Origin of the sequence: Paenibacillus sp. ISL-20 (genome assembly GCF_018613005.1) — a bacterium.
Taxonomy (GTDB): Bacteria; Bacillota; Bacilli; order Paenibacillales; family Paenibacillaceae; genus Paenibacillus_AQ.
This window is the reverse complement of record NZ_JAGGRD010000003.1, coordinates 37,003-49,322: the sequence shown is the minus strand read 5'-3', so window position 1 is coordinate 49,322 and position 12,320 is coordinate 37,003. Positions and strand designations below refer to the sequence as shown.

Here is a 12,320-nt window from a genome sequence, read left to right as displayed (position 1 = left end):
AAATACAAAGTGATCTTAAGGAAGCGAGGGGAACTCTGTGGCAGTCATCAAAACGAATTCGAGTGATGTGGATCTTCTGGCAAGATTGATCCGCGCAGAGGCAGAAGGTGAAGGCGAGCAGGGCATGCTCATGGTCGGGAATGTCGGCGTGAATCGGATACTGGGCAACTGCCTGGATTTTCGAAACATTCGCAACATGAACGATATGGTTTTTCAGAGCCCGGGTGGTTTTGAGGCAACACAGAAAGGCTATTTTTATCAACGGGCCAGGGATCGGGATCGTCAGCTTGCCCAAAGAGTGATCAATGGGGAGCGCATATGGCCGGCGAGCAATGCCCTTTGGTTTTTCCGCCCGGCAGGGGATTGCCCGGCTACCTGGTACAATCAGCAGAACACAGGCCGATTCAAAGCACACTGCTTCTTCACCCCGACATATGCCGATTGCCCGACTGTTTTTTGATTCATGTTATACAACCGCTTAGGCGGGAGTTATAAATTAAAGGAGGAAATTACTTATGTACAATCAAGGTGTGCCGCCTGTGAACTTCATGAATGGAGTCCGTTATCCGGGAGTGCCGAGCCGCGGGACGGCTGGTTATACGGCGAACATTCCACCGCAGGTGCCTAGCGGAAGCCCAATGACTCCAGGAGGCACCGTTGTTCCGGCCCCGCAATTCGAACAATCTTACGTTGAGAATATTCTTCGACTGAACCTGGGCAAACAGGGAACCTTCTACATGACATATGAAAACAATTCGCAATGGAATGCCAAGGTGTTCACAGGCGTGGTCGAAGCCGCTGGACGCGATCATATCATTATCAGCGAACGGTCGACAGGACGCCGTATCATCCTGCTGATGGTAAACCTGGATTATGTCGTGTTCGACGAGCCGCTTCATTATCAATATCCGGGTGTTATCGGCAACCCGCCTCCGACTGGAAGATAACTTCTAGCAGCCAGCATATGCATAATAACCTTCGTTTACTTAGGCGTAGACGGGGGTTATTTCATTATGTTTTAGATGGAAAATATTCAATTTTGTGCGTTTTTTTCCACAAAGGTGCGTAAAAACATCGAATTCTATTAACATTTTGAATGTTTATTCATAGAATATATCAATTCATCGAAAAACGAGTGCTAACGGCTGAGAATCAAATTAAAGCTTATAACAACGCTGATTAATGTCATAAGACAACGTTTGACTGTGTATCGTAGTACTATATAATTACTTATATAGCTTGATGAAGTCGGAATAAGATGAGGAGATGAGACCATTGGGAAGTTGATGCGTAGTCCGAATACGTTGTTATGCTTGATGGCACCACACATTTTTAATAACCGAAGGAGGTGTTCCTATTCGTCATAGCATGCTGTATGGCGGGTAGGAGATCGATTGAGTGACCCCTTACCGAGTTTGATAAGTTTAACCTTGGTATTGATTCTTGTCCTGTTAAATGGATTTTTTGTATCGGCTGAATTAGCTTTCGTTAAAGTGAAAAGCAGCCGCATTGACGCTCTGGTCGAAGAAGGACATAGACGTGCAAAATTTGCGCAGAACATACTGAAGAACCTGGACGGATATATATCCGCATGCCAGTTAGGTATTACCATCGTGTCCATTGGACTCGGATGGATCGGCGAAAGAACGATATCCGCCATGATTACGCCTTGGTTTAATGGCATTGGCTGGAGCAATACAGCTGTTCATGCCGTGTCCTTGGTATTAGCCTTCATCTTGATTGCACTCATGCACATTGTATTTGGTGCATTGGCGCCTAAGACGGTGGCTGTTCGTAAAGCGGAACAAATTACGCTGTTATCAGCAGGTCCACTGCGGGTATTTTACACCATCATGTTCCCGTTTATCTGGTTTGCCAATGGGCTCTCCAATAACGTTCTCCGCCTATTCCGGATGCAACCGGTGGTTGAGCGGAATGTGCATACCGAGGAAGAACTACGGGATATGATGAAAGAGAGCAGTGAGAGCGGCCTGATGGATAGCACGGATATGGTATTGGTAGACAACATTTTTGAATTTGCCGATACGACGGCAAGGGAGATTATGATCCCCAGAACAGAAATGATCTGCTTATACAACAATCTCTCATTGGAAGAAAATCTGAAGATCGCAAGCGAGGGGATGCGAACCCGTTATCCAATCTGTGACGAAGACAAGGATCATATCATTGGCTTTATTCACATTAAAGATCTGATGCGCGGATTCGTTCATGACCAGCTTTCCTTGATTCGCCCGATCATTGCTGTTCCTGAGTCGATCAAGATCAGTGATCTGCTGCGAAGAATGCAGCGGAGCAAGACGCAAATTGCCATTCTTATTGATGAATACGGCGGGACTTCAGGACTCGTAACCCTGGAGGACATTATGGAAGAAATCGTCGGTGAAATTCAAGATGAGTTTGACGAAGAGCGCCCGGGCATTGAAAAGGTGGGGGAGGATGAATACTCCATTGATGGATTGATGCTGATCGATGAAATTAATGACCAATTTGGTCTGAACGTGGATACAGAAGACTATGATACTATCGGTGGATGGCTGTCCTCACGTCTTGAGGTGCTGCTCCCACACAAAGGTCAATCTGTCATGTATGAGGATTATCGCTTTGTGATTGAGGAGACCGAGAATAAACGGATCTCGCGAATTCGTCTGATCAGGCAGCAGCAGCAGCTGATTCAGGAAGAAGCAGGCGCGTAAATTGGATATTAGAAGAAGTAGCGACATATTATGCCGCTACTTCTTTTTATTTGCAAAGAGGTTTCAATAATTATATCAAACTGTGAAAAATTAGATACTTTTATGTCGAAACCATGTGTTAAAATATGGATGTTCCTAATATATTGAAAGAAAGGTGATATGATGTCAAAAGTACGCAGTCCTAAACGTATAGCTTCAGCGCTTGCAGTCAGTGTTCTATTAAGTTTATCTCTAGCGGGAGGGGCATACGCGGATTCCGCTGCAGACATTGCACCCGGTGCTTTAACAACTCCGCCTCCGGTGGAAATGAATCTGAACTCTTCTATCAATATTTTAGCCAATAAATATTTGATGAATTATTTTTCTTCAATTGGGAAAGTAAGCAGTACTCAAGTAGGCATAAGCGGTACTACCAGTGCTTCTCAAGCTGTTGATTCTCTGGGAATCAATTATGTTCTTCAACGCTGGACGGGCTCTGCTTGGGTTGATGCGGGAGCTTCATACGATAACGGAACGAATAAGGCCTCGCTGAGCGGAAGCAAAACTTTCAATGTGCAGGCGGGTTATTATTATCGAGCTAAGACGATTCACTGGCTCAATGAGAGCGGTACATATGAAGAAGGGACTTATCACACGAGTTCGGTTTTGGTGGAGCTATAATTCGAATACGGATTTATGAAGGAGTGTCCCAAAAGATCATAGATCTTGCGGGGCATTTTCTTTTTTTTCGTTGAAAGACTCTCCGTGAAGAATCTTCTCACCCATCGATGGCTTAATAATCTGCTCATGTGGACAACCATAAAACAAAAAGGTCGAAGACCAGCCCTCAATTTGAGCCTGTCTTCGACCTTTTTACGGTACATAAATGATTGATCCAGGCTATTTTTCAAAGAAATAATATACTTTGGGACAGCCAGTTCTTTTTTAGATTATCTAAAAATCATTGTATGCTGTTTGCAATTTTTGTGAGTTCTTCTTCAGTAAAGAAGCCGCTAATGGACACAACTACTTGATCATTATCGTATAAGAAGCGAAGGTTATTTTCGGTTAAATAGGCTTTCGCTCCGGATTCAAGCACAATCGTCTTCTTGATATCCCCATTGAGATTGATCATTTTGCCAAGTTGCATCCCGATGAGATCAATATAGAAAAACTTATCATCCGAATTTTTATAATGGAGATGAAGCTCGTCAACATCTGGATTTTCCTCCGTTGTTAATGCGGTAGCCTCATGGAATTTGTAATCTTCCGGAAGATAATTGATTTTTGGTATTTTAAAAACGGCACGTTTTTGCGATTCTGTCAGAGATTCATCGGTATCTGTGAAAGGAACATATTCGGTGTCCACTAATTCAGCTGGCGGTACATACTCTTCTGGCTCTATTCCTTGTTCCGGTGGGGGAGCGGTTAATGCCTTGCCCTCATCAACAGGCTCTCGCATGCCGAATATTTGAGTAACCACACCATTTCCCCAATCCTTGATCTCCTGATAAACCGGTGTTACCGCTTGAGTTACAGAGGATGGAGAGAATATCAACGCACCAAAGGCCATCGATGCGGCGATGACTCCGGCTAACTGAAATCTGTGTCGACGCTGTTTCTTTTTGTTAGCCTGATTGATTTGTTGCTTGACCTGCTGCCAAGATTGTCGTTTGGACTCGTTGTCAGTAGGGAGTGAGGAACGTGATGCTGCACGATCAAAGGCTTCGTCAAAGGCTTCATCAAACCAATCATCGTATTTTTCGTTGCTCATCCAATTCACCCCACTCTCTATACAGCATTTTTTTTACGGATTCTCTGGCACGAAACAAGCGCTGCTTCACGATCTCTTCACGAGTATTCAGCAGCTCCGCGATTTCCCTGTACGTCAGACTATGCTTCCAACGGTACTCAATCAATAGCTTGTATTCAGGCTTCAATTGGTCGAGGTAATGCTCGATGGATTCCTCCAGCATATTCGACTCCACCTGATGTTCCACGTTTGTGGAAGAAACTGCCACGTCCTCTTCATTAATAAAAACACTCTCAACATCCACTTGGTTACGGTATTTTTTATTTTTTCTTAAATAATTCATGGTTGAGTTTTTGGCGACGACTCGGAGCCATCCCCGCATCTTGCTTTCCGTTTCAAAATTCGGCTTACTTGTGATCACTTTTATAAAGGACTCCTGAATGATATCCTCAACAGCAGCATGATCCCGTACGACATACAGTATCTGTCCATAAACGAGGTCATAAAATTCATAATAGATTTCTTCCTGAATAGGTTCGCTCAGATCAGCGAAATCTGCTGCAAGGAGGAGCTGTAATCGGTTGGACACGCGATAATCCCCTCTCTGGTGTAACCATCCTATTTCTCTCATCATTTTACAACATATCGGGTAAAAAAGCCCTATTAATTCTAATAACAGCCAGCTTTGAAGACTGTTTCCGGAAAATGGGTCTATTCTTATGAAGTCATGTGTTTGAAGCGCTTTAGCTTATGAGTTAAAATGGCAAGTCATAGACATGCGTCCATCTCTTCATCATATGCTCGGCAACCTATCGGTATTAATCGAAATGGGGTTGAAGTTGTAACAGGAAGGGCGTAGAAGGTCCATTATGATAAAAAAACAGAGCAGCCTCTGTTTAAAGGGCTGCTCTGTAGTATAGTTCCGATCTCATTACGATGTGCTTGTCGTGCACATAACGGAATTGCAGCGGTTTAAGCCCAATTCCCGTTGATGAATACGGGTTCTTCCGTGCCATCATGAGTGATTCCGGTAATATTAAGCTCTTTGGAGCCCATCATGAAGTCGACGTGGGTAATGCTGGTGTTCAGACCGCTTGCTTGAAGCTGTTCGGACGTCATGGTCTTGCCGCCTTCAAGGTTAAAGGCATACGCGCTGCCGATGGCCAGGTGACAGGAGGCATTTTCGTCAAACAGCGTGTTGTAATACAAGATGCCGCTTTCCGAGATCGGGGAGCGATAAGGCACAAGCGCAACCTCGCCAAGATAATGCGAGCCTTCATCCATGGAGATCAGGCGGGTTAAGGTATCTTCGCCTTGTTCCGCGGAGAAATTGACGATGCGGCCATTCTCAAACGTAATCGAGAAATTGTCGATGATGTTACCGCCGTAGCTCAAAGGCTTCGTGCTGCGTACGGTGCCGTTCACGCCGGTTTTGAGAGGAGCGGTGAATACTTCCTCCGTCGGAATATTGGCAACGAACCGCTCACCTTTCTCGTTGTGGCTGCCCGCTTGGGCCCAAATATGCCCCTCCGGAAGCTCGATCGTAAGATCCGTTCCCGGTGAAGTGAAGCGGAGCTTATGATACTTCTTGGCATTGAGCTCATCCGATTTGTGCTGGAGGGTAGTGATATGCTCTTCCCATGCACCAATGGGATCTTCGAGATCCGCACGAACCGCGTGGAAAATCGCGTCCCACATTTTGTCTACCTGCTGCTCGGCCGGAACGTCAGGGAACACCTTGGCAGCCCAATCAGGGGAAGCGTAGGCAATGCCGGTCCAGCTCATTTTATCGGCTTGCTGATATTGCCGGTATTTCGCCATGGCTGCGCCGTATGTACGCTGGTAATTGGAAATACGTTCCGGATCAACGCCTTTAAGCAGGTCCGGGTTCGAGGAGAGAATCGTCAAGAAGGCAGCTCCTTGCTCGGCAAGCTCGGTTACTTCCTCCGCATAATATGTCGGCGGCACAAGAAAAGCTTCGTCTGGTGCCAGATCATACCGTATCCGGTTCACAATCTCATCACTGTAATTCACCTTAACCTGTTTGGCGCCTGTTTCATAAGCTTTCTTCACGATAAGACGTACTAGCGGCGCAGCATCGATCATTGCGTTAACGACCAGTGTTTGTCCCGGCTGCACATTGGCACCCACCTTGACTGCAAGCTCTGCATAGCGTTCCAATTTTTGTTCAAAGTTGGACATGACAGCCCCTCCATTTCTTTAATGCTACCTTTAAGAGGTTGTTCAAAAAGTTGTCTTTTGAACACGCATTTTAAGTAATTTCATGCGTTTTCTTAATTATCCCACAATTTTTCCGTTTGTAAATCAACCTCAGGTCAATTAAAGGCTGGAAAATTTCAAAGAAAGCAGCTACTTCATAAGAAATAGCTGCTTATGCTGTATCGTTACTTAAAATGCCCAGTTTCCTTTCAGGAATACCGGTTCTTCCTTGCCATCTGCCGTCACTCCGTAAATATCCATTTCGCCGGAGCCGATCATGAAGTCAACATGGGTTACGCTCGTATTGAGACCGTTCTGAATCAATTGCTCCTGATTCATATCTTTTCCGCCTTCTAAGCAGAAAGCATATGCACTTCCGAGGGCAAGGTGGTTAGAAGCATTCTCGTCAAACAACGTGTTGTAATACAGGATGTTTGACTCCGAGATCGGGGATTGATGCGGCACCAGCGCCACTTCTCCAAGATAACGGGCACCTTCATCCATGCTCAGGAGACGCTCAAGGGTCTCATAACCTTGCTCTGCCGTGAAGCTGACCACTTTACCTTTTTCAAAAGTAAGGGAGAAATTGTTCACGATGTTACCGGCATAACTCAATGGCTTCGTACTATGCACGGTTCCGTTGACGCCTGTTTTGAGAGGAGCGGTAAATACTTCTTCTGTTGGCATGTTGGCCACAAAGGAATGTCCTCGCTCGTTAATACTGTCGCCTTGTGCCCAAATATGTCCTTCCGGCAGCTCGATGGTAAGATCGGTTCCCGGTGCGATATAGTGGAGTTTCTTGTATTTCTTAGCGTTCAGCACGGAGGATTTTGCTTCAAGCACTTTGAGGTGCTTGTTCCAGGCTTCCACCGGGTTATCCTGGTCCACGCGTACGGTGTGGAAAATGGCATCCCATAATTTGCCAAACTGCTCGGACTCCGGCGCATTCGGGAATACCTTGGCAGCCCAAGATGCCGAAGGAACTGCGATCAGGCACCAGCTAAACTTGTCGGACTGCTGATAGGCACGGTATTGCTTCAATGCCTCGCCGCGCGCTTTGTAGAAGTTTCCGATACGCTCGGAATCAATGCCGCTGAGCAAATCGGGATTTTCGGCAAGCACATGCAGAATGGCTGCGCCGTTCTCCACCAATTCCGTCATTTCACCGGCATACCATTTTGGGGCTTCGGTAAAGACATCATCCGCAGCCTTTTCGAATTGAAGTCTTGTTATCATTTCGTCGGTCCACAGGATCTTGACCAGGCGGGCACCCGCTTCGTATGCCTTTTTGGCAATCAAGCGAGTGAACTCAGCGGAATCAACAGGAGCATGAACCACTAAAGTTTGTCCTTCCTGTATGTTAACTCCAACCTTTACAGCCAACTCGGCATATTTGTCCAAGTATGTATTGAAATCGGACATTTGGTACCCTCCAATGCAATTTAATTTACCAACCCATATTATACTAGATCAAGCCGCATAAGAAAAACAATAATCAGCTGGCAAGAAAAGTGATATACTGAGTCTTGTGAGTGCTTTACAATGTAATGAAGGAGCGTGGAAATGTGTCAGAAGTCCGAATCGAGCGTGCGGATATGAAGCGGGATGATAGCGATCAGTTCGTAGGATATACCGTATTTTCTATAGATGGACATGCATCAGCCTACGAGATCACATTCCTGAGCAAGAATGGCCGGGACTGGGACTACAGCCTGAACTTCGCTGGCGAGCCGGGAATCGAGGAGCAGTTTCTTCAGATTGACGAGCGGATTGAAGCCGACAACGAGTTGTTTGATGATTTGCTGGATGCAGCCATCAATGCTAGTGAGTTCGGCGAATAAAAGACGAATCAGAAATGGATTCCAATGAAAACAAACCGTACACCTCCCATGGAAGGGAAGGGTACGGTTTGTTTAAGGTTATAGAATTTATAAGCTTTCAGCGGGTATGAACAACTTACCCTATCGTAATTCGGCCTTCCGGATGGCGGTACAGCTCTTTATTATTCTTACGGCTAAGCGCGTAAGCAAGGGTTAGCGGACCTAACCGGCCAAGGAACATGAGCAGGGCAATGGTGACCTTGCCAACCCCGGACAACTCGGTTGTAAGTCCCATGGATAACCCGGCTGTACCGAACGCGGATACGGCTTCGAACAGAATTCTTAAGAATTCGCCAGATTCCGTAACAGACAGAAACATGGAAGCCCCTACCAATAGCAGCAACGATAGAATCGTTAGCGTAATGGAACGGTACACCAGGGCTTGGGAGATTCGATTGCGATAGAGAACCACATCGCGTTTTCCCTGAATCATCGTGACAACGGCACCAATGAGCACGGCGAAGGTGGTCACCTTAATGCCGCCTCCAGTTGATCCGGGCGCTGCCCCGATGAACATCAGGAGAATCATGAAGAACTGGGATGATTGCTCCAGATTCGCAATGTCCAGGGTGCTGACGCCACCTGAACGCGGAGTGATCGATTGGAATAGGGAAGCCATGATTTTTACCGGGTATGAGAGCGGCCCTAATGTTTGGGGATTGCCGCGCTCCAGAATAAAGATCATGACAGCCCCGATTACGATTAACAGTGACGTCACAGTTAATACGACCTTGGAGTGAAGCGACAATTTCCTGCACTTCGGATATTCAATAAGATCAAAGATGACGATGAACCCGATTCCCCCAAGGAAGATCAAGCACATAATGATTATATTGACATATGGATCCGCTACATAGGTTGCAAACCCTGAGAAGGGGCCGTGAATTTGGCCGAAGAGGTCAAAGCCTGCATTGTTGAATATGGAAATGCTCTGGAATATGCCGAAGTAAGCCGCATCGGAAAGCGGCATAATCGCGGAGAACCTGAGCGTCAGCAGCAAGGCGCCTGCCCCTTCTATGATCAGCGCGTATACGAGTACTCTTCGGATGAGATCCACAATGCCTTGAATTTGGTATTGTCCCATCGCTGCCTGAAGGATCATGCGCTCGCGAAGCGAGATTCTGCGATTGAACATCAATGCAATCCAGGTGGCTGAGGTCATAAAGCCCAATCCGCCAAGCTGAACGAGCATGAGCATAACAATTTGTCCAAACATGGACCAATGAGTCCCTGTATCCACAACGGTTAAACCCGTTACACTGATGGCGGAAACCGCTGTGAAGAGCGCATCTACAATCGAGGTAGAACTCCCGTCCGCCGTAGCGATGGGAAGTTTAAGCAGGAATGTCCCGATCAGTGTAATCGAGGCAAAGCCGAGCGCCAGAAATTTGGGAGGGGTCATTTGGTTGCGAAGGTCTTTCTTTTTCATGCCAATTATCCTTTTCCGAATGTTATAATTTTAAAATCATTCTCTAATATAACACGAAAGGTGAATCATTTAACCATCATGAATTCGAACCGAGCACCGATTCCCGTATTTATTCCTCTATTTATCGGCATCATAGCTATTTCTTTTTCCTCGATTTTCGTAAAATGGTCCAGCAGCCCCGTATCCATTCAAGCGATGTACAGACTGGTGATCACGTTTCTGATCATGCTGCCCTTCGCGGGAAAATATGTGGCGGATATCAAATCGCTGAAGCGAACAGATCTGCTGCTGCTCCTTCTATCCGGAGCGATGCTGGCTCTGCATTTTTTGTTATGGATGGGCTCCTTGAAGTGGACGAGCGTAGCCAGCTCCACGATTATCCTTGCCCTTCAGCCGGTATTCGTGATGATGGGTGCTTACTTCTGGTTTAAGGAGAAAACATCGCTGGCGGCAATCGGAGGCATGGCCATCGCCTTCCTCGGTGTCTTTCTTCTCATTGGAAGCAGTGGGCTTAGTGGGAGCAAGGGTCATTTGACAGGTGATATCATGTCTTTGCTGGGGACGGCTGCGGTTGCCGTCCATATGCTGCTGGGTCAATTGCTGCTGCGCCGTCTGCCGTCATTCCTATACAGCTGGCTTGTCTTTGCGGTAGCAGCGTCCGTATTGGCGGTGTATAACGTGGGCATGAACATTCCGATGACGGGGTATTCCGGACGAGAGTGGGGGATATTTGCCTTACTGGCGGTCGTGCCAACGGTATTCGGTCATCTGCTATTTAACTGGTTGATGAAGTATGCCACAGCCTCAACCGTATCAATGAGCGTTCTCGGAGAGCCGGTTGGAGCGAGTGTACTGGCTTTTCTCCTGTTGAATGAGTCGATGAGTTCCCTGCAGGCGGCAGGGGGAGCGCTTGTGCTGTTAGGGCTGGTATTATTCTTGAAAGTCGGGAAACGGAAAAAACAGCCTGTTGACATTCAACCCGAAGTGCTGGGGTGAACTTCGCTTTATTTTTGCCCTGGCGGAGTAGTTATGATTGAATTTGCGTACACTGATCCTAAAAAAGTCAAATCATTACAAAAATGGATATTGACTCGAAAAGGGGTTTCGTGCGTGAAAGCAGTCACTTATCAAGGCAGACATCGGATCCAAGTGAAGGAGATGAAGGACGCCGTTCTTCAGCACAGCGAGGATGTCCTGATCCGAGTCACCACCACGGCCATCTGCGGATCTGATTTGCATTTATATAACGGTGGATTAAAACAGCTGACCGATGATTACATTATCGGCCATGAGCCTTTAGGAATCGTTGTGGATGCAGGTCCGGAGGTAAGCAGGGTCAAAGTGGGTGACCGTGTAATTATTCCTTTTATCATATCTTGCGGAAAATGCCTCTTCTGCCAGAATCACATGGAGAGCCAATGCGATTATGCGAATGAAGCCAAGAATACCGGCGGTTTTTTTGGATATAGTGATGCGTTCGGCGGTTATCAAGGTGCCCAAGCAGAGCTTTTGCGCGTCCCTTACGGAAATTCCATGCCCTTTGTTATTCCTGAGGATGCCGAGATGGAAGATGAGAAGCTGCTCATGCTCTCCGATGCGCTCCCCACAGCTATCTGGAGCGTGGAGAACGGTGGGGTTAAACCGGGCGATGTCGTGATTGTTCTGGGCTGCGGTCCGATTGGATTGCTGACGCAGAAGTTTGCCTGGCTAAAAGGCGCGAAGCGGGTAATTGCGATTGATCATGTGGATTACAGGCTGGCGCATGCGAAACGGACCAATCTTGTGGAAACCTACAATTTTGAGAAAATCCCCGAAATCGAGCATTATATCCGAGAGATCACCAAGGGCGGCGCAGATGTTGTCATTGATTGTGTAGGTCTGGACGCCAAACGGACCCCTGCTGAAATGCTGGGCAGCATGCTGAGGCTCCAGGGAGGCTCATTGGGTGCTGTCCGCATGGCTGTGAGTATGGTTCGTAAATACGGGACCATCCAGCTAACCGGCGTGTATGGGCTTGTTTATAATGCATTTCCGCTTGGAGAGCTGTTCGAACGCAATATTACGTTAAAAATGGGGCTGGCACCGGTCATTCATTACATGCCGCACCTATATCAAATGTTGAAAGAGGGGACTATAGATCCTTCGGATATCATCACACACCGGCTCCCGATGGAGAAGGCTGCCCATGGCTACGATATCTTCAATGAACGAAAGGATGGCTGTATCAAAGTCATCCTGAAGCCTTAAGCAGCTAAATAAACCGAATGAAGAAGCGTTCTTGGCGAATGAGGAGCATTCCCGGGACGCTTTTTTTGATGGAAAAACGGTGTATTAGCGTTGACAAG

The 12,320-nt window shown here is 46.8% G+C and carries 12 protein-coding genes; 7 read left to right on the top strand and 5 right to left on the bottom strand.

All coding sequences use genetic code 11. The features are described 5' to 3' along the window. The first annotated feature begins 37 nt into the window (after positions 1-37). The 4 genes from J7E85_RS03080 to J7E85_RS03065 all read left to right on the top strand — a co-directional run bounded on the left by J7E85_RS03080 (position 38) and on the right by J7E85_RS03065 (position 3,374). Positions 38-460 carry a cell wall hydrolase gene (locus tag J7E85_RS03080; RefSeq protein WP_215154880.1) on the top strand — a complete coding sequence of 141 codons (423 nt, stop codon included), beginning with the start codon at positions 38-40 and terminating at the stop codon, positions 458-460. An 88-nt stretch (positions 461-548) separates the two neighbouring features. Continuing rightward, the gene (gerQ, locus tag J7E85_RS03075; protein ID WP_483311295.1) at positions 549-947 is read left to right on the top strand and encodes a spore coat protein GerQ; all 399 of its coding nucleotides are present in this window, start codon (positions 549-551) and stop codon (positions 945-947) included. 447 nt (positions 948-1,394) lie between these two features. Then, entirely contained in the window at positions 1,395-2,714 is a 1,320-nt protein-coding gene (locus J7E85_RS03070; RefSeq protein WP_215154877.1) for a hemolysin family protein, read from the top strand. A gap of 159 nt (positions 2,715-2,873) precedes the next feature. Then, on the top strand, positions 2,874-3,374 hold the full coding sequence (locus J7E85_RS03065; RefSeq protein WP_251035420.1) for a hypothetical protein: 501 nt from the start codon (positions 2,874-2,876) through the stop codon (positions 3,372-3,374). Between the two features lie 280 nt (positions 3,375-3,654). Here J7E85_RS03065 and J7E85_RS03060 read toward each other — a convergent pair whose 3' ends face one another. The 4 genes from J7E85_RS03060 to J7E85_RS03045 form a co-directional block, all read right to left on the bottom strand. Continuing rightward, complete coding sequence (locus J7E85_RS03060) at positions 3,655-4,467, bottom strand: DUF4367 domain-containing protein (RefSeq protein WP_215154875.1); 813 nt, start codon at positions 4,465-4,467, stop codon at positions 3,655-3,657. Next, positions 4,445-5,035: an RNA polymerase sigma factor gene (locus tag J7E85_RS03055; protein WP_098743387.1), complete on the bottom strand. Its 591-nt coding sequence runs from the start codon at positions 5,033-5,035 to the stop codon at positions 4,445-4,447. Before J7E85_RS03055 ends, J7E85_RS03060 begins: the two co-directional genes overlap by 23 nt. A gap of 383 nt (positions 5,036-5,418) precedes the next feature. Then, complete coding sequence (locus J7E85_RS03050) at positions 5,419-6,648, bottom strand: aminopeptidase (protein WP_215154866.1); 1,230 nt, start codon at positions 6,646-6,648, stop codon at positions 5,419-5,421. Between the two features lie 207 nt (positions 6,649-6,855). Continuing rightward, positions 6,856-8,088, bottom strand: coding sequence for an aminopeptidase (locus tag J7E85_RS03045; RefSeq protein ID WP_215154864.1), 1,233 nt, complete (start codon positions 8,086-8,088; stop codon positions 6,856-6,858). A 143-nt stretch (positions 8,089-8,231) separates the two neighbouring features. On the opposite strand from J7E85_RS03045, the gene J7E85_RS03040 reads away from it, so the two are divergent. Next, the gene (locus J7E85_RS03040) at positions 8,232-8,507 is read left to right on the top strand and encodes a hypothetical protein (RefSeq protein ID WP_215154862.1); all 276 of its coding nucleotides are present in this window, start codon (positions 8,232-8,234) and stop codon (positions 8,505-8,507) included. Positions 8,508-8,622: 115 nt separating this feature from the next. Here the strand turns inward: J7E85_RS03040 and J7E85_RS03035 are convergent, their stop codons facing one another. Then, entirely contained in the window at positions 8,623-9,975 is a 1,353-nt protein-coding gene (locus J7E85_RS03035; RefSeq protein WP_215154860.1) for a TrkH family potassium uptake protein, read from the bottom strand. A gap of 78 nt (positions 9,976-10,053) precedes the next feature. On the opposite strand from J7E85_RS03035, the gene J7E85_RS03030 reads away from it, so the two are divergent. Together J7E85_RS03030 and J7E85_RS03025 are read left to right on the top strand one after the other, a co-directional pair. After that, complete coding sequence (locus tag J7E85_RS03030; RefSeq protein WP_215154858.1) at positions 10,054-10,971, top strand: DMT family transporter; 918 nt, start codon at positions 10,054-10,056, stop codon at positions 10,969-10,971. A gap of 114 nt (positions 10,972-11,085) precedes the next feature. Then, on the top strand, positions 11,086-12,222 hold the full coding sequence (locus J7E85_RS03025; RefSeq protein WP_215154856.1) for an alcohol dehydrogenase catalytic domain-containing protein: 1,137 nt from the start codon (positions 11,086-11,088) through the stop codon (positions 12,220-12,222). The last annotated feature ends 98 nt before the right edge of the window (positions 12,223-12,320 follow it).